Source organism: Lysinibacillus sp. BNK-21, from assembly GCF_048684915.1.
Lineage (GTDB): Bacteria > Bacillota > Bacilli > Bacillales_A > Planococcaceae > Lysinibacillus > Lysinibacillus capsici.
Genome location: NZ_JBLQTS010000001.1, coordinates 4,319,125 through 4,340,385 on the forward strand (window position 1 = coordinate 4,319,125; position 21,261 = coordinate 4,340,385).

The 21,261-nt window shown below is 33.4% G+C and carries 15 protein-coding genes; 7 read left to right on the forward strand and 8 right to left on the reverse strand.

Annotated elements, in window-relative coordinates; all coding sequences use genetic code 11:
- Position 1: 1 nt before the first annotated feature.
- From ACMGGO_RS21670 to ACMGGO_RS21680, 3 genes are read left to right on the forward strand one after another with little or no spacing between them, the layout of a single operon-like run.
- Complete coding sequence (locus ACMGGO_RS21670) at positions 2–1,186, forward strand: helix-turn-helix domain-containing protein (protein ID WP_279493660.1); 1,185 nt, start codon at positions 2–4, stop codon at positions 1,184–1,186.
- 45 nt (positions 1,187–1,231) lie between these two features.
- A complete protein-coding gene (locus tag ACMGGO_RS21675; protein WP_279493659.1) occupies positions 1,232–2,230 on the forward strand; it encodes an ABC transporter substrate-binding protein in 999 nt (332 codons plus the stop codon).
- Positions 2,227–3,027, forward strand: a complete 801-nt coding sequence (locus ACMGGO_RS21680; RefSeq protein WP_420282253.1) for an alpha/beta hydrolase — start codon at positions 2,227–2,229, stop codon at positions 3,025–3,027. Before ACMGGO_RS21675 ends, ACMGGO_RS21680 begins: the two co-directional genes overlap by 4 nt.
- Positions 3,028–3,468: 441 nt before the next feature.
- On the opposite strand, the gene ACMGGO_RS21685 is transcribed toward ACMGGO_RS21680, so the two are convergent.
- Entirely contained in the window at positions 3,469–5,469 is a 2,001-nt protein-coding gene (locus tag ACMGGO_RS21685; protein WP_279493654.1) for an ABC transporter permease, read from the reverse strand.
- Positions 5,456–6,223, reverse strand: coding sequence for an ABC transporter ATP-binding protein (locus ACMGGO_RS21690; RefSeq protein ID WP_009373595.1), 768 nt, complete (start codon positions 6,221–6,223; stop codon positions 5,456–5,458). Before ACMGGO_RS21690 ends, ACMGGO_RS21685 begins: the two co-directional genes overlap by 14 nt.
- 199 nt (positions 6,224–6,422) lie before the next feature.
- Here ACMGGO_RS21690 and ACMGGO_RS21695 point away from each other — a divergent pair, with 199 nt between their 5' ends.
- Positions 6,423–7,085: a response regulator transcription factor gene (locus ACMGGO_RS21695; RefSeq protein WP_420282254.1), complete on the forward strand. Its 663-nt coding sequence runs from the start codon at positions 6,423–6,425 to the stop codon at positions 7,083–7,085.
- A complete protein-coding gene (locus ACMGGO_RS21700; RefSeq protein WP_279493652.1) occupies positions 7,082–8,107 on the forward strand; it encodes a sensor histidine kinase in 1,026 nt (341 codons plus the stop codon). Before ACMGGO_RS21695 ends, ACMGGO_RS21700 begins: the two co-directional genes overlap by 4 nt.
- Before the next feature lie 7 nt (positions 8,108–8,114).
- Here ACMGGO_RS21700 and ACMGGO_RS21705 read toward each other — a convergent pair whose 3' ends face one another.
- From ACMGGO_RS21705 to ACMGGO_RS21725, 5 genes are all read right to left on the reverse strand, one after another.
- Positions 8,115–8,849: a hypothetical protein gene (locus ACMGGO_RS21705; protein WP_202342733.1), complete on the reverse strand. Its 735-nt coding sequence runs from the start codon at positions 8,847–8,849 to the stop codon at positions 8,115–8,117.
- A gap of 12 nt (positions 8,850–8,861) precedes the next feature.
- Positions 8,862–9,596: a hypothetical protein gene (locus ACMGGO_RS21710; protein WP_279493649.1), complete on the reverse strand. Its 735-nt coding sequence runs from the start codon at positions 9,594–9,596 to the stop codon at positions 8,862–8,864.
- Positions 9,589–10,503, reverse strand: a complete 915-nt coding sequence (locus ACMGGO_RS21715) for an ABC transporter ATP-binding protein (protein ID WP_279493647.1) — start codon at positions 10,501–10,503, stop codon at positions 9,589–9,591. Before ACMGGO_RS21715 ends, ACMGGO_RS21710 begins: the two co-directional genes overlap by 8 nt.
- A gap of 1,332 nt (positions 10,504–11,835) precedes the next feature.
- Positions 11,836–16,191, reverse strand: coding sequence for an S-layer homology domain-containing protein (locus ACMGGO_RS21720; RefSeq protein ID WP_420282255.1), 4,356 nt, complete (start codon positions 16,189–16,191; stop codon positions 11,836–11,838).
- 308 nt (positions 16,192–16,499) lie between these two features.
- Entirely contained in the window at positions 16,500–17,126 is a 627-nt protein-coding gene (locus ACMGGO_RS21725; RefSeq protein ID WP_048390749.1) for a nitroreductase family protein, read from the reverse strand.
- A gap of 125 nt (positions 17,127–17,251) precedes the next feature.
- Between ACMGGO_RS21725 and ACMGGO_RS21730 the strand changes: the two genes are divergently transcribed.
- Positions 17,252–17,608, forward strand: coding sequence for a winged helix-turn-helix transcriptional regulator (locus ACMGGO_RS21730; protein ID WP_048390751.1), 357 nt, complete (start codon positions 17,252–17,254; stop codon positions 17,606–17,608).
- Positions 17,609–17,962: 354 nt separating this feature from the next.
- Here the strand turns inward: ACMGGO_RS21730 and ACMGGO_RS21735 are convergent, their stop codons facing one another.
- Positions 17,963–19,531: a sensor domain-containing diguanylate cyclase gene (locus ACMGGO_RS21735; RefSeq protein ID WP_288584140.1), complete on the reverse strand. Its 1,569-nt coding sequence runs from the start codon at positions 19,529–19,531 to the stop codon at positions 17,963–17,965.
- 506 nt (positions 19,532–20,037) lie between these two features.
- Between ACMGGO_RS21735 and ACMGGO_RS21740 the strand changes: the two genes are divergently transcribed.
- Positions 20,038–21,222, forward strand: coding sequence for a CaiB/BaiF CoA transferase family protein (locus tag ACMGGO_RS21740; RefSeq protein ID WP_048390754.1), 1,185 nt, complete (start codon positions 20,038–20,040; stop codon positions 21,220–21,222).
- Positions 21,223–21,261 lie beyond the last annotated feature (39 nt).

Here is a 21,261-nt window from a genome sequence, read left to right on the forward strand (position 1 = left end):
TATGGAAAAGGGAAGTATAACAGATACGACAACTCAAATATCATTAAAGGATATTCGAGATTATATTGCTAAAAACCATCATCAACCTCTCACGATTAAGCATCTAGCACTCATTTCGGGTCTGAGTTCCAGTTACTTTGGAGAGGCATTTAAAAAGGCATTCGGTCAAAGTGCCACAGATTATTTAACGGCGCTACGTATCGGACATGCCAAGCAATTACTGCGTGATACCGATTTATTACTTCGTGAGATTGCTAGAAAAGTAGGTTACAGTGACGAATTTTATTTTAGCCGAAAATTTAAAAAAGAAGTTGGGATTTCACCTTCTGCTTATAGTGAGATGGCTCGCCAGCGTATTTCTACTTTTTCCGTCTCCGCTACTGGAAATTTATTAGCGCTTGGTATCATACCAGTTGCGGCTCCGCTGAATGCTAAATGGAGTCCTTATTATTACAATCATTATCAAGAGAAAATTCCCGTGCATGTTAATATATTTGATACAGAATCAGAGGATAACTTCAAAAAATTAGCCTCCGCTAAGCCAGATATTCATATTTTTCAAGAGGAACCCTCCCTCTCCATGCTTAATTGGCTTCAAACTATTGGCATCAAAAGTGTCTTTATACAAGCGAAGGATTGGCGAACACAGCTGAGAGAAATAGCTGTAGCTGTTAAAAAGCAAAGCGTAGGTGAGCACTTCATTCAAACATATGAACAAAAGGTATTACAGGCGAGATTAGAAATTAATCAAGTTGCTGAAAATGATACGTTTGCTGTTCTTCGTTTATGCGGTGATCAATTATTTATGTATTGTAATAAAGGGATTCAGGATGTACTGTATACAGATTTACAGCTTCGCTCTGTCGATACTCACCAACAAACATATAATGAGCATATTACACTTGATCAGCTAGTAAATATAGACCCTGACCGTTTGCTATTTATCATTTGTCCCGATTCACCAACCCGAAATTATTGGCTTACTCTACAATACCTTGATCGTTGGAAAGAGCTCCGTGCTGTAAAAAATGGACATGTCTATGTTTTACCTTCGAATCCTTGGTTCGAATACTCAGCTATTGCTATAAACCGAATGCTAGATGAAATGTTACTTATGCTAACCGGAAAAAATCCAAATCCTTTTCCTGTCCCCGTCCATGGTAACGTATCAGACAGTGATTTATAATTCCATTTGAGAATGATTATCACTGGAAGGAGACTTTGATGAACAATGAAACAAAATTGTCCTATTCAATGTCATACAATTATAAAATCTGCCTATTTATCAGCGATGTTTTTGCTAACTATCGGCATACTTTCCGCCTGCAATACCCAATCAAGCAATAAAGTGGAACAGGTAGAAACGCAGGCATCCTCAGAAAGTACAAAGGAGCAAAGTATTTATCCGTTAACACTAAAAGATGAGGTTGGTAATGAGGTAACACTACCAGCTAAGCCTACTAAAATTTTTGCACCTGTCATGGAGGATTCATTACTAGCTCTTGGTATCAAGCCTACTATGCAATGGTCTAATGGTGTTAAGCCACAGCTTTATTTACAAGATCAGCTACAGGGTATACCAGAAATTAGCTTTGCAAGCGGTCCCCCATCAGCCGAAGCCATTATAGCAGATAAACCAGACTTAATTATTTTGCACAATTCATTTTATATGGAAAATGGCACCTATGAAAAATATGCAAAAATCGCACCAACCTATGTTTTTAATAATGCTGCAAGTGATTTAGAAGGCTCTATTAAAGTTTTAGGGCAACTACTTGATGAAACAGACAAGGCTGAGCAAGCCTTACAGGATTATCAAGAAAAAGTAGATGTAGCAAAAACAAAGCTATCCTCTATAACAGAGGGTAAAAAAATTGCTTTAATTCGCTTTAATGCAAAAGGTATGTTTTTCATGACGGATGAGTATTTTAGTGGGTATGTCTTAACACATGAATTAGGATTTGAACAAAGCAGCTACGTGAAAAATGGTGCCTTCGAAGTATCATTGGAGATTCTACCTGAACTGGATGCCGATTATATTTTCCTAATCAATGATGGTAATCTTGGGGATGAATTTTTAAATGAGTTGAAGAACAGTAAAATTTGGCAAAGTACAGCAGCCTTCAAAAACAATCAAGTATTTGAGACATCTGAGGATTACTGGCTAAATGGCGGTATTCATGCTCAAGGAAAAGTGATAGAAGATGTATTGGAGTTTTTAGCGCCATGATAACAATGACAAAGAAACCTTATACATCAGAAAACTACTTTGAAGTTGCCATGACATCTCGTCAACAGCTAGATTATCGCATTTTAATTGCAAGCCCAACAGATGAACCACCAGCAGATGGTTATACTGTCATCTACGCCTTAGATGGGGACGCCCTTTTTCCAACACTTGCAGAGGCAGTGAAATTACAAACACGTAAACCAAAAGGCTATGATCCTATTCTTGTTATTGGCATCGGTTATCCCTCAAAGGAACCTTTTGATATGGAGCGACGCTGTCTCAATTTTACACTACCTGTTACCAAAGAACATCTGCCACCACGTCCAGATGGAACGCCTTGGCCTCCAAACGGCAAAGCTAATGATTTCTTAGATTTTATTGAACATGAGCTTATGCCTGCTATAGCACAGGAATGGCCTATCAATAAAAAGAAGCAAGCGATTGTTGGTCATTCCTTAGGCGGTCTTTTCACACTATATGCTTTATGTGCAAAACCTCACTTATTCAGTCACATTGTAGCTGGCAGTCCTTCTGTTTGGTGGGCTGACAATGCAGTACTAAAATTAATAGACAGATGTTTTGATGATTGGAACGGTCAGCATGCTATTAATCTCTTACTCACAATCGGTGCTAACGAGTTGCCAGATATGTTAGAGGGAGCTGATCTAGCGGCTGAACGACTGAAGCATTTAAGCGACCAAAACATTCATACTAATTATGTGAAGTTTGATGAGGAGGACCATGTGAGTGTCCTACCTTGTTTGCTCGGCCGGCTTCCCCGGTTTTTGGATACGTAGTAGAAAAAACCCAAGTGGTAATCATTCCACTTGGGCATTTTTATAACATTTACTTCTCTTTCTCCAAAAGTTCCTTAAGCATGCTAGCGATTTCTTCAACTTGTGATTCTACAGCAATTGGATCATAAGGCCAGAAACGCTCTGGGTTTAAGTTGAATACGCTATTATTTTTAACTGCTTCAATTGTCAATTGTAAAATTGTGAGGAACAAGTCATGTTAGTTCTAAGATCATTTAACCAAGAATAATGCTTTTTTAAACTAAATACCTTATTAATTTTTCGCATTCTTTATTTTCTTTTTACGGATAACCTTGAATAAAATGGTTACGATTATTATGATCATTATAAAACTTAAATACGGGATCCACCATTTAATAGTTTCAACTATTCCCTCCGATAATCCAAAACCCATTAGAAATTCAGTCATATTATCTACTCCTTTTATTTAAGTCTATTGTCTAAAATTACCTGTTTTGCACTCTGATAAGTTGCAATGAAATATATTACATATAGCAACAAAATAATACCAAAGCTTAAAAACATATTCTGTTTGATAGAGACTTCAAAAAATGGTTCTAATTTTTCTAATACAACCTTAGTAGTAAAGATTGATATGAAACTAGCTATAATTAAAGGTGAAATAAAATAAAATCCAATTTGTCTAAATAACAACCTATTAATCATTTTTTTATCTGCACCAATTTTCGATAATGTCAGGTATCTTTCTTTGTTATCCTGGGTTTCTGTTAATTGCTGTAATGCTAGTATGGATAACGTGACAATCATTAAAATTATTCCTAAGTAACTGCTAATAAAAGCTATTACTCCAAATACGCCAAAGTAAGTGTCTTGTATCACACTCTTAGTTACATAATAAATCTTTCCATCAAGAGATTTTTCAACCCATTTATTATTCATTATTTTATAGACCGTGCCCTCTATTTCTTGAGAGGGAAAAACACCATTCAATAAGAAACTATCAGGATTCATATAATTTTTCATATTGTCTGGAACAACCACTGTTCCTACATCATTTTCCCTGGTTGAATTTGTTAAGTAAGTAATATTGCCAAATATTTTTTTGTTTGCAGGAGTGAGCTCCTTATCACCAATTCTTATTTTTCCTTCTTTATTTAAGAAATATTGAATATGTTTATTAAAGGGTTCATAGTTTGCATTAATAATGAATTTATTTTCTCCTAACTGAATTCCCTCTTCTCCAGATAGTTCCAATATTTTATTGTAATCTGTTTCAGTTATTAAAGTAACTTGTGACATAAGTATCTCTTGTTCTAAATCAGATAGTTTTACTTGTTGCTCTTTAAACAATTCTCCATAAGTTAAATCTGCATTAAACAACATTATCTCTACATAACTTTTAAGATTTTCTTTAAGTGGAATGCCATCTTGTTTTGCTGTTTCTAAAAGATTTTTGTTATCCTCATATGGTTTTACAATTGTTAAGTCAAATGGGGTTGCCGTGGTAACTTGTTTATTCATAGAACTTGTAACACTAAATCCTGTACCTAGAACAACTAGTGAAGCTATCAGTAATGCACTTAAGATACTTATTACTAGAAAATTGATTTGCATTTTACTTCCGAATTGTCGAAACAAAAATGAATTTAGTTCTTTAAAATACAGCTTTTTGTTTCTTTTAGCCAAGAACACCATCACACTGGAAATGGTATAATAAAACAAAATAATACCAACACCAAGAAGCGAGACTATCACAGTTAAATAATTCTTATCAAGTCCTAATTTCATTAACAATAGTATTCCAGTAGTTATTAAAGTAATTGCTAATAAAAAAAGGCTACTTGTCGCCCATTTGTTATAGACCTTTAACTCTTGATTTTTACGATTCGCAGTTAATAAATCGATAAGTTTAATGTTCATAATATTACGAGTATTAAAAAGTGCTACTATAATATAAATAATTGAAAAACTTATAATAGTTTCTTTTATAGCTTCTTTTGATAACAACAATTTATATCCTACTGCATCACCTACAAACATTTTTAAAGCTAATATCGAAATAACTTGTGACATTAAAAATCCTAGCCCAAGGCCTATAATTAAAGCAAATAACCCTACCAAAAAGGTCTCACCTACAAAAATAAAGGATATCCGCCATTTACTCATCCCTAATGTCATATAAATACCCATTTCTTTTTTTCTTCGCTTCATTATGAATTGATTGGCATATATGATGAGAAAAGCAAAAACAATTGCAATAAACCTTGTTAAAAGTCCAATATACGTAACTAATGCATCCCCAAAAATCTCCATAGAATAATTTAAATCATTTAAAGCTGGTTGTGATGATACTGAATTAAATGCATAAAATAGGCTGACACCTAAAACAAGAGTTAGAAAATAAATAGCATAATCTTTAATACTTCTGCCTACATTTTTATATATCAATTTAAAACTCATCATTGATATTTCCTCCTAGTAGTGCAACAACCTCCATTATTCGATTAAAGAAAGTTTTACGATCATCTTTTCCTCGTATTAGTTCATTAAAAATTTCTCCATCCTTTAGAAAAATAATCCTTCTGCAATAACTAGCATTATAAGGATCATGAGTAACCATCAAAGTTGTGGCATCTTGTTGCTGATTTAATATTTCTAAATTTTTCAGCAACATTTTAGCAGATTTACTATCAAGAGCCCCTGTTGGCTCATCGGCTAATAATAATGTAGGCCTTGTAACAATGGCTCTCGCTGCCGCAATTCTCTGCTGTTGTCCTCCTGACATTTGATATGGGTATTTGTACAATACTTCCTTTATATCCAAAGCGGCTGCAACTCTATCGACTTCATGTTCAATTTCATTCACTGGATAATTAATTATAGATAATGCCAAAGAAACATTTTCAAAAGCAGTTAGTGTATCTAGTAAATTATATTCTTGAAATATAAAACCTAACTTCTCACTTCTAAATTTTGATAATTTATGGCCCTTTAATTTTGTGACATCTTCGCCATCTATAAATACATGACCAGCAGTAGCAGTATCAATGGTTGAAATACAATTAAGTAAAGTCGATTTACCACTTCCACTTGGTCCCATAATTGCTATAAAATCGCCTTTTTGCACTTCAAATGAAATGTTTTTTAATGCATGGGTTACATTACCCTTATTACCATACACCTTTTCAATATTTTCAACTTTTAATATTGTATTCACTTCCCAATTTCACTCCTTTTATGGATGACTTATCCTTTTACTACCATAATATTACCATTTAATGAATTAACAAAAAATCGATTATTGTATCATAATATTACCGTTTTGTAAGTTTACTTACTATGCACTATAATATAATGAAAAGGTATAAATTATGGAAATAAAACCATTCATTGGTTCGATTAAGGGGAGATTAAAAATGAAAATATTCATTATCGAGGATGATCCAATTATCAGAAAGGAACTTTTTGATTTTCTAGAGAGATATGGGTATGAATGCATAAGTGGCGACGATTTCACAAAAATTGTAGAAGATGCTATACAAAGCATGCCGCATTTAATTATTTTAGATCTTAACCTTCCTTTTCAAGACGGTTTTCAAGTGTGTCGTGAAATTCGGAAAGTGTCTTCTGTGCCCATTATTATAGTAACTAGCCGTGACACTTCCTTTGACGAACTATTAAGTCTTCAAATAGGAGCAGATGACTTTATTACAAAACCATATGATTTACAAATCCTTTTAGCTCATATTCAATCCGTTTTAAAGAGAACTTACGAAATTTCCAAAAGTGCTATCCTTTCTTATAAAGATTTAACACTGGAAATATTAAAGAGCAAAGCTATTTATAATAATATAGAAATAGAACTTACAAAGAATGAATTATGCATTCTTAGATTATTGATGATGAATAAAGGAAACGTAGTTTCTAGAGATGAAATAATGAATGAGCTTTGGCAAAACGGAGATTTTGTTGATGAAAATACCTTAAATGTTAATATATCGAGGTTAAGGCGCAAATTGGAATCGATCGGTTTAAAAAAATATTTATTAACGAAGAGAGGACAGGGTTATCAGTTATGAGTTTAATTGAATTTTTTAAGGAAAAACAGTTAGCAATACTTTTTCATTTACTATCTTTGCTAATTATCTCTAGTGTCCTCTACTTGTATAATGAAAATGGAAGTTTAGTAATAGTAATAGATTTAATTCTTCTATTCTTCTTTTTCACACCAATTATAGTTAAATACTATCAATTAAGTAAATATTATAATGAAATAAAAAATATTTCAAAACAAATCAAAGAAAAAACATACATCGCAGATATTGTAGAGGAACCCCCTTTTTTTTCAGGGAAATTCTTCTACAACATCTTAAATGAAGCAACAAAATACATGAATGATTGTATGTTCTCTTTGAAAAACTCTCAACGTGATTATACCGACTACATTGAACTTTGGGTGCATGAAATAAAAACACCAATCACTGCACTAAAGTTAATTTTAAGTAACCATAAGACACCTGAAAACATACTTATTCAAGAAGAACTATTAAAAATAGAAGGTTATGTTGAACAAGCTCTATACTATGCAAGAAGTAGTACTTTAACTCAAGATTATAGAATAGAAACATTTACACTTGATAAGGCTGTAAATTTAGCTATTAAATCATTATCTCTAAGTATTATTCGTGCCAATGGTAGTATATATAAGGATAACCTTGATTTGAAAGTCACATCTGATTCAAAATGGATTATTTTTATTTTAAAGCAATTAATAGATAATGCTATCAAATATCGTCATAATCCACTTAAATTATCCTTTATTGCTAAAAAAGTAGAAAACGGTACTTTATTGTTAATATCAGACAATGGTATAGGTATAGCTTCATCTGATATTGAGAGAATTTTTAAACGTGGGTTCACGGGAACCAATGGTAGAAACTATGTTAAATCTACTGGTATGGGTTTGTACCTTTGTGAAACCTTGTGCAAAAAATTAGGGTTACGCATAAGTGTAGATTCTCAAGAAGATACTGGCACTACATTTAAAATATATTTCCCTGATAAACTACGATTATTCCAAGAATCTAAACAAAATATATAGAGTTTATTTATTTCAAATCTCTTTTTTTGATAATATAGAGACCTATTATATAAATTACTACTGAAAAGAAGCTTAAGTAAATAATATCATTAATATTGTAGTATAGAGTAGAAAAACCATCAGAAGCAATGTAAAATGGTGTATTCTCCATAATCGTCTTCATCCAACTTTCATCTCTTTCTACAATTTGTATACCAATGTTATATAAAAAAATATATAGAACATATCCAGTTATTAATGAGTAAACGCGATTAAACGTAATAGAAATTGTAAATATTCCTACTGATAAGATAGAAGCGAAATAAACTATATATACAATCCAAACTGAGAATAGCGTACTTAGGATCTCCATACTAGAGAAATGTTTACCTATGATAAGTTGAACAGTTAATCCAATTAATATATTAAAAATGCCATATAAAGAAGTATAAAATAAAAATGAAACACTTTTAATATGAATTATTTGACTTCTACTGAACATACTACTGAATACCATTTTCGAAGTTCCAAAACTAAACTCGGATCCTATCATATTACTACCTAAGTAAATAAAATAAATTTGTATAATAAATAAGGAAATACCAATATTTCCGCTTAACTCTACGCTTTTACTTAAGTTCATCTGATAATAAAGAACATTATCAATAATTGTAGCAATAAATAATATTATTAAAAAAACGCATGTTGATGTATCAAATATTTTCTTTATTTCCATTCGGCTTATAGAAAACATACCAGTCATATTATCAATCTCCTAAATTTCTCTTTTATTAATAATTATTAAAGATATTAAAAATAATACTAAGCCTGTTAATGCTAAACAAATATTATTTGATATTGATAAATTATTATATTGCATTCCCTTATAAACCAAAGCCAGTGGATTCTCTTTAATCCAAAGAGCTAATTTTGTTGTATAATCTAATTTTATTAGAATAATACCTCTAATCATACTCTCAAATGAAAACATAGAAATAATGGAAACTATTGTTGCAATTTGACTGAACGTAATGAAACCAATGATGAAAGATAAACTTGAAACAAAAAAGGAAATAAGTAAATAATTTGTTAGATTAGTAAAAATATCGTGTGTAAGATTATTCAGAGTAAATTTATTATGTTCCAATACCCACAATAAATTGGCTAGTAATCGGTGAATAGTTCCAACAATACATCCAATTAAAATCAATGAAAGTAATTTTGATAGGACTATATTTATACGTGATAAAGATCCTGTGAATATAATTCTAGAAGTTTTTAATGAAAACTCTCTGGACATAATAAAAGAAGGCAGAATGAGAATAATATAGTACGAAATATCACCAAAGTAATTGTAATATGTATCCAAATCCGAAGGGGATGGATACATGGGCCTTTTTAGATAAATTGTAATAGTGTATAAAACTGCAATAAATAAACTTGACCAAATGCCGTATCTTTTGAATAATTGTTTAACCTCTAATATTGATATTCTTAAAGTGCTATTCAATCTTATTTCCTCCCATTAACTCAAAAAATCTCTTTTCTAAATCTTTGCGAAGTGGATAAATAGCATTTATACTAATTTTATTTTTTACTAAATCTACTATAAGAGAATCAGAATCTTTATAAAGATATTGAAATTTTACTTTATCTTGATCTATTTCTATAAAAGGTATGTTTTGTATATCATTTAAATAGTTTTTTACCATTTCTATTTTTTTAGTTTCTATGATAAATTCATGTAGCTCTCTATCAGTCTGTTTTTCTGTTTTTAAATCAATATAATCTACTACTGTTCCCTTCTTCAAAAACAAAACTTTATCACAAACAGCTTCAATTTCTGATAAAATATGGCTGGATACAAGAATTGATATCCCTCTTTCTTTTGAAATTTTTCCCAATATTTCTCTTATTTCAGCAACTCCTTCTGGATCTAAGCCATTTGTGGGTTCATCTAAAATCAATAGTTTAGGATTATTAACTAATGCCTGTGCAATTCCTAACCTCTGTTTCATTCCTAAAGAATACCTTTTTACCTTCTTATGAACAAAACCTTCAATCCCCAATAAATGGATTACAGATGAAACATTATCTCTATCATATCCCCCTGAAATCTCTGCAAAATAAATAAGGTTATCCATTCCACTCATATGGGGATAAAAACTAGGGTATTCAATCAGTCCTCCAATACGTTTTATATGTTTTAAAGGCTGCTTTTCAATATCAAACCGAACCTCCCCCTCAAACTTCGTTATTAATCCCATAATTATTCGCATCAGGGTTGTTTTCCCTGCACCATTTGGTCCAACTAAGCCTATTACTTCACCTTTTGGAACTGAGAAAGAAACATTATTAATTACTTTATTATTTCGATAACTCTTTGTGATATTCGACAATGTTAAAATATTACTCATTTCTTTTTCCTCCTTGTAATGCATCTTATCAATTACACGCAACAATTCTACTGATCTCTCATAAAAATGGTTTATAATTACATTTTATTAAAATAAGTATTTATTGTAAAATAATGACATTTATAAGGGGTTACTCTTCATTAAAAAAGATATAGCAAATTGTAATTTAGTAGTCTTTCTCGATTTTAAATTCCTAGCTAAGAAGAGGGTGGGACAAAAATGTTTCAACCAACAAAAATACCGAACTATCCACTGAAACGCTTACGAAGTATTTCGGAATAGTTCGGTTTTTCTAGTTATCATATTTTGTTAATTTAGAGATTATACGGCTTTATGAAGGTCCCAGTTAGTTATGTCCCAGCCTCTTTGTTATAACTTTACTGCTTGCAGGATAAACTAAAGTCTAACCTTGCCTCTCCTTCACAGTAGGTAAGGAGTTCCACAATTTCGTATAAATTGGTATATAACTATATTGCAACTGAAAGAGATTACATCATGAGTTTTGCTATTTCTTGATTTGTAGGACAGGCACGGTAGCAGAAAGATCCCACAGGTAAATATGGACATCAACATTCATAATGCCCTAACTTCTCCTATCTACCTTCTTTACTACTATTATTATAATTAAAAATTATTCTCAAATAAAAGCCAAAATACGATAGATTGTAGTTTGGCTTATGAATTATTCATGTTATTTATTTTTTTATATTACTAAAGGCTTCTACTACTAAATTAAGGTGTTTATTTAATGAAACAGGGTCATTAAAGTAGGAGGTAGTACTACCTAAAGTAGTAACCTTATTATTTTTCACAGCAGGCATCTCATTCCATAATGTACTTTATTTAGGGAATTCAAGCGCCGTATCTTCTATAAAAAAATAAAATCTCCTGCACAGTCTGCCAATCGTTCAATTGAAAATGAAACTGAAACTCCCATTATTTTGAATCAAGGGCCTCTTTTTGAACCAAGGCTGGCACATTTAATTGGAATTCCCTATAAATAATTTCTCCACCTCTAGAATAATGATCACCATATATGTATACCTCTTTGTCAGTACTGCCAATTATAGAGGCTGTCTGTTCTCCAATGACTTTAAAGATATAAATAAATAGTTCAATTCATATATAAAAATTAGTGAGAATCTCCTTTATTTTTCCAAATAATATGATGGTACAATAGATCACTTTACTTTATTTATGCCAATTTAAAAGCAGAAACGTTGTTTTGAACAACATTTCTGCCTTCAATTATTCACAGTAGATTTGACTAAAATTCTTTTGGGATAGCAGATGATATTATGAATAAATTAATAAAGCTCGCTGTTTAGTAACTTATTTAATAATTGTAGCTTTCGAAATATCTGAAATATTTCCGTAATCATCCATTAAAACCATGTAGATATATTTATTTTCTATAAATACCTTCTCTGGCTGATTAGCTGTACCAATTAGACTGTCTGGCCATAAACTAATATTTAATAACGAGTCTCCTAACATAACGTTAGTACCTTTAACATCGAATGCTAGATTATTTTCTGGATCTATACCTGCAATAATATGCTGCTTTGTTAAAATAGTTGTTGATGATGTAAGGTCATAATTTGTATTTGACATGACATAGTAGTATTTCGGATTATGCACTCTAGAATTAACTGTATATACAACCTGAATTTTATTTGATGTCGCAGGAAGGCTTGTATTCTTAGTTAGGTTTCCAATCAAGCCTGCGCCAGCAATACCAAATCCCGGCATATTTTGGTATTTGAATTCTCCTATTGATTTATCGAATGTCAATCCAGCAAAGTCTTTGACTACGACTGTTCCTTTGTTCATATCCAGAGTAAAGCTACTTAGAACACTTTGATTGAATTGAATTAATAGTTTACGTGGTTGCCATGTTTTAATATTTACTGTGTCTTCCCATTCGATCTTACTAATTGTTGCTGTTGTACCATCTAGCTTAGTATTTAAAGCTGAAAGTAATTGAGCATCTGTAATATTCAGAGCTTCTGAGAACGTTACTACAAATGTTCTGTCTTCACTAAATGTCATAGAATCTGAAGTTAACGGATTTTGCGCAATTGCCTCAAACTCATTTTTTGATATTTTCTTAATCCATGGTTGCGTGCCAACTGCTATTTTAGGTGGTGTACCATCGGAATAGAAATCTTCTTTCATCCACCCTACGCTTGATTCATCGTATCCATCAGAAGTGGTATTGGATCTGTACACTGTCATATTTCCATAAGTATCTTCCGCACCAAAATATACCACGTATTCCGTATGAGGCTCTAACGTTACACCTGTTGCTTCAGATAATGGAAATGATCCCTTTCCACTTTTCTTAACACTTGGGCTAATTCTTAATTTATCCTCTAAAAATTTACGTTCAGCAGGTGTATCAATTTTTAGATTTGCTGAATCATTTGTTGTACCATCTGTATTTTTCTTCGGTACAAACCAATAATGAAGCTCCGTTGTTTCATCAGTATCAAAGGAAATCATGGCTGTCGTATCATCATTTTCTTTAGGTTTTACTACTAAATTTTTAATTAAAGGTGCTCTAGTATCACCAATCATTTCCCCAGAGGTAATTTTCGAAATTTCCCCACCACGATCCTTTAAGACCATATACACGGAATAGCTTAAAAATGGATTTAGTTTATCTTTAGCTAACGTTATTGGGAATTTTTTTGTAGCTTCCTCTAAATCAGCTGGACCCGATCCACGTTCAATATAAATATCCTTTCCGCCTAATTGGAAGTAACCTGATTTTAACGATGATTCACTTGCGAACTCATTAACAAAATCACGTTCAGTAATACCCTTATCGGTTAAATATTGTCTAAACGTTTTTACTTCCCCATTATCGTCAACAGTATTAGGCAACACCATATAATAATAAGTACCGGCCTTACTTGGTTTAAACTCAACTTCAGAGCGTCTAAAGTTATCATTTTGATCTGGCTTACTTATTACATTTTCAATAGTTATAACGGGCATATCAAATTTTTGATGGATATATTCTGCATAATTTCGTACAGGTTTGCCTGGATCTACAGTACTGGTATTTTCAAAGTCATTATCCGCTAAGTCTTTTACTTTTGGTAAAACAGTCACGCGTAATGTATCACCGTAAACAAAACCTGTTTCAGAAGGAATCGTTAATAACACTCTTTTGTCCCCTTCTTTATAATCTACTGCCGAAGGTTTAATTTTATTTTGTCCTGTTGTATTTACAATAACGGTCCCAGATAAATCATAGTTATTTATATTCCGTGCACTTTCGGGATCTAATGCTTCGTTTAAATATAAATAAAATTGATTTGATTTTCCCGCTGGTTCTAACTTCGTCTGTTCAACATAAGGGTGAATATTATCCAGTGCACTTGTCGTAAACTCTTCGATGGCCTCTTTTGGGATAGGGTCTATCGAATAGTTACCAGATGCATCCTTCATCACCACATAGAGCTGGTACATTTCTTCTGCCTCTAAGCCTGATAAAACTCCCTTAATACCTAGATTACCTCCAACAGCCTTACCCGAACCTATTGGTTTTGCAACGATGTCAGCCGTTGTTGGATCAGTTGCTGTTGTTTTCTTACGTACATAGTAGTAATAGTCTCCTGGTTCACTGGCTGTAAAAGTAAATTCAGCACGTGTTCCTCCATGTAATGGCGTAACTTGTAGGGATTTCACTACTGGTGGTGAAGCATCTTTCATTTGGAACTCTTGAGAAACTATGTCCGATGCATTTTTCGAGCCATCCACAACCATGATGTAGATAACATATTCTTTTTTCTCACCTAAATTAGAAACCTTAATTGAGTTTGTTCCTTTGATGGCTGCCGCAGTTCCATGTGCTACGTTCTTATTTGAGAGACGGTTAACCATTTCACTTTTATTTGGTGCCTCTGCGCCCTTTTCACGCACAATATAATAGTACGTACCGACTTCATCAGAAGTGAAATCTGCTTGAATTTCGCTACCATTTAGGACTTTTACATTCGTAATACTAATGATTGGTTTTGTTTTATCATCAGGATTTTGATTCTCATTTTCCTCTTTATCAATTGGTTTGCCATCTGGATCAGTAATATTGCCTATATTATCTTTATCATCGAGGAAATCGTCGAAGATATTATTTGGTGATCCATCCTTAGGTAAGATGACCTTATCAATATACGTATAATCTCCAATATCAATTTTGCCATATGAATTATCAACAAATAATGTGCCAATTCGTCCATCAATATACAGCTCTAGATCTGTGTAGCTATTGTAATTGATCCAATCGATATTCCCTGAACCATAAATTGTAAGTTTTGTTTCTGTATTTAAATTTAACGTACCAATATCACCTTGAATTTCAAACTCACGCACATTTCCAATGATGTCTACACGTGGTAGTTTTGTATTTGTTTCAATTTTTGTACCTGTTTGAGATACTACTAGTCGAGCAACACTGCTGTTATAAAATTCTAGGTACTTCTCAACGTTTTTCATTTCCTCTTTTTCTTTAGACCAGTTAACAAATGGCTTATCATTTTCAGTATTTGGTTTTGTCCAATTTTGAAGATCGTTCGAATTGTTATTTGACGAATCATCGCCTTTATTGTTATCTGGGTTTGACCAATTAATAAATGAAATATTGTTACTTGCCACACGACCAAGAGCTAATGGTTGATTGTAAGTAGCCCCTAAATGCAATGGTGGGCGAACGGTTTCGTTGACAAACATTGTCCCTGTCAGCGTCATATTCGAGAATTCTATATAATTACCATTTACTACAATCGTTGCACCAAAAGAACCGTAATTTCCATCAAAATCTAGAGAACGTGTGCTTGTCCCACTTGCATTAAGGGTCAATTTTGAAATGGAGCGAATTCCCTTACTCGATAAATCCCCCTCAATGAATGCACCTTTTAACACCGGAGCATTATATTCGTTAAAAATATGAGCAAGACTCTCTGGAATTGTATATGACTGGCCATTTATATAAACTGCGTCATCATCCACATTTGTGATTTTGTAAGATGTTTCATTATTTTTCTTCTCTTGTGAACCCACTACAAACGAAGCAAACTGTCCGCGAGTAACAGGATCAAATGGAGAAAATGTAACAGGAGTTGTGCCCTTTGTAATATTCAAATCGATTAAAGTTTGAATATAGATGGCATTGTTTGTTTTGCTATTCACATCTTTGAAAATATTATTGTACGTAGGGGATACCTCTAGATGGAATCCAACTACAACCATTTTGGCTAGTTCCCCTCTAGTCAACACTTCATTCGGCATAAACATGCCATTTGAATAGCCCGACATAATACCTGCATTTTGCAATGCCGCTACGTATTTATAATATTGATTGCCCTTTGGAACATCCTTATAGTAAGGATCTTGGATATTTTTTGTATCCAATTTTAACGCAGTTGCCAGCATTTTCGCTGCCTCTCCACGAGTTACACTGACATCAGGACGGAAAGTATTATCCGCAAAACCGCTCATTACGCCCTGAGAATATAGTTTTAATATTTCATTATAATTATCCGAGTATTGGTTAATATCCGTAAAGGGAGAAGTAGCCGCTGCTGCTTTTGGTGGTGATACTACTGCAGCAATCCCACTTGAAGCAAATACTGTTGCAATCAAGGCTTTATTTACTTTTTGGATTTTAGATTTATCCATTCCACTCTTCCTTTCGTTTATGTATTTTGATACGTACAACTATCATTTGCTCATATCCTTTATATCGACCAAAGACTAGTGAACCTTCATAGATAAATCTAAAATAGTAGGGTAAATTTCTTCTAGAGTTAGAGACTAAAATACGATTTCTTTACTATGCGAGTCCATAAGCTTTCCATTCACTGAATATTTAAAAATTCATAGTTTGCAATACATAAAAAAGAAGCCATTAAAGATAAATTCATAACTGGCTTCTCTTTATTAGATATTAATTTTGGACTTTTAAAAGTTCGGTTAGTTTAAAAACATTAAATTATTTCATTTTTATAAATTACCTTGTTTACATTATGCCTAACAGTCTTATGACCTGCTTTTATACCTTTACCAATAGCAATCAGCATAACATCAAGATACCTATCAGAAATATTTAAGATCTCTTTCAATTTCTTAGAATCGTAGCCTGACATCGTAATTGTGTCAAAACCAGCTTCATTCGCTAACAAAACTAAGGACATTGAGGCAAGACTTACATCTCTAGTTAACTCTAACTTTAGATCTTCTTTTGTCTTACTTTCATAATAATTTATTGCAGCATTCGCAAGATAGTCTCTTAATGATTCATCAAAATAACCTGCTTGGTACCCCTCCTCATGAATTTTAATAATATTACCTTTGTTAAATGCCTGATAGTCGCCCAACATGACGATTAACGTTGAAGCTTCTACTATTTGCTGTTGATTAAAAGCTATAGGTAGTAATAAATTTCTTAAGTTCGCATCCTCGATTATTAAGTATCGCGTTGCTTGAATATTATTTCCGTTAGGCGACTTACTTGCACTGTCAACTAAGGCAGTCAATGTTTCTGAACTAATTTTATAATTTGAATCATAATGTCTAACTGAACGTCTTTTTTCTAAAATATCTTTTACACTCATTATGAACAACTCCTAAGTTTTTATTGTATTGCGCCTCTAATTATAGTAAGCAATAATAAATAAGAAAATAACGCACAAAAAAGTGGTATAGCCACTTTTTTGTGCCTATTTAGGAGAGGAAGCACATGGTTAACTATAATACAGGAATCAATATTTTTATGGATATTGCAGGTGGCAAATGGAAAGGATTAATACTATTTTTCTTGAGTCAACAATCAGTAAGGACGAAAGAGTTTTATGAATTAATACCCGGAATTACGCAAAAAGTTCTAACCGATCAATTGAAGCAGTTAGAAAGAGACGGACTTGTTCGGAGAGAAATATTTAAAGAAGTACCACCAAAAGTAGAATATAGTTTAACAGATTTAGGAGAGTCATTTATACCCGTTTTAAATACAATGTGTACATGGGGAAATGATTATGCACGTTTAAAGGGAATTGCCAAGGAGCAACAAATTTGTTGTCATCAAAAGGAAAGCTAAGTTTTCCTTAATGGCTCCTTGTACTAATCACCTTTCTATAATTCGTATCAAAACCACAGCTTGTCACTTCGTTAGAATATCCCATAAAATGTAAAAAAGCCAAGGAGCATCGGTGCTCGCTTGGCTTTTGACGATATATAGGCATACATCTAGTCGTACTTGGGGTGTCATAAGGGAAAGGGGGATAACCTTACGTCTTGTCAAGTCGATCAAGAGATGTGGCCCGAGTTACATATCATTTGAACATAATTTAAAAGTCATGTGGCTGATGACTTATATACAGCTTGCCCAAATGATGTTTGCATTAATCATTACCCCAAAAATTAGGGTTGTAAGCTCTTTTGTTATATTTTTTTATTCCTTTTTTGAGACTCCAACTTTTACCTGATTTCGCCCTTCTTGTTTCGCAAGGTAAAGTGCGTCATCAGCCGCTTCAATTAGCGCTTCAGTTGTATGTGCCATTGCTGGATAGGCAGCTATTCCTGCAGATAATGTTATTGGTCTACCACATGGACTGACCGTATCGGCCAAAGTTTTTCGTAATTGTTCTGCGACTAGTGTGGCTTCCTCTATCGTCGTGTTCGGCAGAAGTATGACAAATTCCTCGCCACCGTAACGGCAACATACATCGCCTTCACGAGCTACTGATTCCATTTGTCTAGCCAAAAATTGTAAAACTTTATCGCCTACTGCATGTCCATATGTATCATTCACACTTTTAAAGTGGTCTAAATCTAACAAAATAATGACATGTGGTACCTTACTTGCTAACCATTCAGCAAGCATTGAATCCATTGTACGTCGGTTCGTAATCCCAGTCAGTGGATCAACAGTAGATTGATCTTTGAAAAAGGAGACCTGTCCATGTAGAAACGATAAACTTCGAACCAATGCATTCTTCAAAGAATAGGCTTCAAAGTACCATCCACTAACAGATTTTAAACCTTCTACATTTTTCTTATCTAAACTTTCTTCTGTTAATGATGCTAATTGTTGTAAGGGATTCGCAATACGTGTTGCAGCCCAAAGTACAATGATAATGGAAACAAACATAAGAGGCACAGATTTTATAATGACCTCCTGTACACGATCAAATGAAGGGGCTAATGCTACTTCTAAAGGTTTCTGCGCAACAACTCCCCACCCTGTCGATGCCACTGCACTATAGCCAGCTAGCATTTTCACTCCTTTTGTATTCTCAATTAGTTGGGCACCATCCTTGCCAGATGTAACAGCTTGAACGACTTTATTTTTTGTTACAATGTCATTAATACGACTTGGATCTTGATGATAGATAACTCGTCCTTCTGAATCAACTACATATACGTAAGAACCATCCTTACTATAATGTTCTCCCAACAAGGTTTTAAAGGCATTAGGTTCCTTTAAATAAATAGTGCCAGCAATCATTCCTAGATATTCATTGGACTCCGAGAAAATAGGATGCGATATAAAAATGATGAGCCGCCCTGTCATCGCCTCATATGGCTTAGAAATAATTGGTGTCTTTTTGGCTAATGCCTCTTTAGCGCCAATTGATGTTAAAATCTCTCCTTTAATTTCTATAGATGGCGGAGAGACAGATAAAACAAGTCCCTTTGCATTTGTTATAACCACCGAATTGAACATTTGATTTTGCAATCTCAAACGCTCTGTTTCCTGATTCAATACTTGTTCATCATCCATTTTCGTTCTCACCTGATCCGCGCTATAACCTAATATTTGGAAAGCTTCGTGTAGATAGGAATCAGCAGTTGAGGCCAATTTTTGAGCATAAACTCTATTCGTTTCTAGCGTATTTTCCTTAATGGAATCAATGTTCATCCTATAGCCGCCCCAAACACTACCTATGCTTGTTAAAAAGAATGCTGCCATTGCTACGCCCATTATAAGATGCTTTAATTTTAATCGGTGCGATTTCATTTTTCCCCTCCTATTTATGATTTTTTATATGTATATTTTGAGAGATTCTTAAACAATTAGTGCCTATTATAAGCAAAGACTCCTATAGGTAAAAGTAACATGTATTAATTGTGTAAGAAGAATCCAACACACCTCTAGGATTGTATCAATAAACGAGGTTGTATCATATAGAATCTGGCAAACAAAATTCCAACATTTTAGTTATTTAGATTAAAAATTGCAACAGCTGACGCTAATTATCTGAAATTTGATAGAAAATCTAAATTCTAAATTTTTTTACTTTTATTGTTATTCTGACATATAAAAGTTGAAACGTTTATTTTATAATAAAAATTAGCATAGGCAAGTTAAGATTTAATCTGTTATAATACTCATTAAAATATAATAAACTGTAATAATACAGTATATAGAATTCGCTTTTCACACAATGGGGATTATGAGAAAAGCGCTACTCGCCATCATCATCCAGATGGTTGTGTAGCCTACACAAAAAGGGGTTGGAAGATTTGGGTATTTTAAAGGGGTTAAAAATTCTCGATTTTTCTGCATTACTACCAGGACCAATGGCGACAATGATATTTGCTGATTTAGGAGCAGATGTCATCCATGTTGAATCTTCAAAGCGGGTTGATTTAACGCGAATTATGCCTCCCTATGACGATGATCACGAGGCATATATCCATCAACATTTAAATCGATCAAAAAAATCTATAACGCTAAATTTAAAATCACCAGAAGCTATCGACATTGTTAAATCACTTGTACAGGAGTATGACGTTATTATCGAAGGATTTCGACCTGGTGTAATGCAGCGACTTGGCATCGGCTATGAAGCGCTTAAAGAAATAAATCCTAAGGTTATTTATTGTGCGATTACTGGCTACGGACAAACAGGGCCTTATAGTAATCGACCAGGACATGATAATAACTATCTATCCTTAGCTGGCTTACTCGACTATTCCCGCCATAAGGATAAAAAGCCTGTTTCCATGGGCGTTCAACTAGCTGACATAGCTGGAGGGACAATGCATGCAGCAATAGGTGTGCTGGCTGCTGCCCTTCATCGTGAAAAAACAGGAGAAGGACAGTTCATCGATATTAGTATGACAGATGCTGTCTTTTCACTTAATGCTATGTATGGTGCAGCATTTATTGGAGGTGGACGTGTACCACAGCCAGAGCAAGAAATTTTAAATGGAGGCAGTTACTATGATTTTTACAAAACAAAGGATGGGCGCTTTTTCTCTGTCGGTAGTTTAGAGCCTCAATTTCGCAAATTGCTATGTGAAGCACTCGATATTCCCGAATTGATCGATAATACCTTCAATGACTCCTACTATACGCAAATTCGTTTTAAAGAGGCTGTTCACGATGCCTTCTTGTCCAAGACATATGAAGAATGGCTTGAAGTGTTTAACGAGGATTTTGAAGGTTGTGTAGAGCCAGTTCTAACATTTCCTGAAGCATGTGAACATCCACAGCTAAAGGCACGAGAAATGATTGTGACTATACCCAAAAGCGATGGCACTATGCAAAAACAAATTGCCTCTCCGTTTAAATTTGATGGTACGCAGCCTGAATACAAGCATGTTGGTGCTAAATTAGGCGAGCATAATGAGGAAGTTTTACTATCTCTGGGCTTTAATGCTGAACAAATCAAGGCTTTGAAGGAAAAAGGTGTTTTAGAGTAAAAAAAGGTGTCTAATACTGTGATGTATTAGACACCTTTT

Coding starts and splice junctions, on each gene's coding strand:
- ACMGGO_RS21685 (WP_279493654.1), bottom strand. CDS start 5,469: ATGATGAGTTTTAAATTGATATATAAAAATGTAGGCAGAAGTATTAAA.
- ACMGGO_RS21715 (WP_279493647.1), bottom strand. CDS start 10,503: ATGAGTAATATTTTAACATTGTCGAATATCACAAAGAGTTATCGAAAT.
- ACMGGO_RS21675 (WP_279493659.1), top strand. CDS start 1,232: ATGAAACAAAATTGTCCTATTCAATGTCATACAATTATAAAATCTGCC.
- ACMGGO_RS21680 (WP_420282253.1), top strand. CDS start 2,227: ATGATAACAATGACAAAGAAACCTTATACATCAGAAAACTACTTTGAA.
- ACMGGO_RS21670 (WP_279493660.1), top strand. CDS start 2: ATGGAAAAGGGAAGTATAACAGATACGACAACTCAAATATCATTAAAG.
- ACMGGO_RS21725 (WP_048390749.1), bottom strand. CDS start 17,126: ATGAGTGTAAAAGATATTTTAGAAAAAAGACGTTCAGTTAGACATTAT.
- ACMGGO_RS21700 (WP_279493652.1), top strand. CDS start 7,082: ATGAGTTTAATTGAATTTTTTAAGGAAAAACAGTTAGCAATACTTTTT.
- ACMGGO_RS21720 (WP_420282255.1), bottom strand. CDS start 16,191: ATGGATAAATCTAAAATCCAAAAAGTAAATAAAGCCTTGATTGCAACA.
- ACMGGO_RS21695 (WP_420282254.1), top strand. CDS start 6,423: ATGAAAATATTCATTATCGAGGATGATCCAATTATCAGAAAGGAACTT.
- ACMGGO_RS21735 (WP_288584140.1), bottom strand. CDS start 19,531: ATGAAATCGCACCGATTAAAATTAAAGCATCTTATAATGGGCGTAGCA.
- ACMGGO_RS21705 (WP_202342733.1), bottom strand. CDS start 8,849: ATGACTGGTATGTTTTCTATAAGCCGAATGGAAATAAAGAAAATATTT.
- ACMGGO_RS21730 (WP_048390751.1), top strand. CDS start 17,252: ATGGTTAACTATAATACAGGAATCAATATTTTTATGGATATTGCAGGT.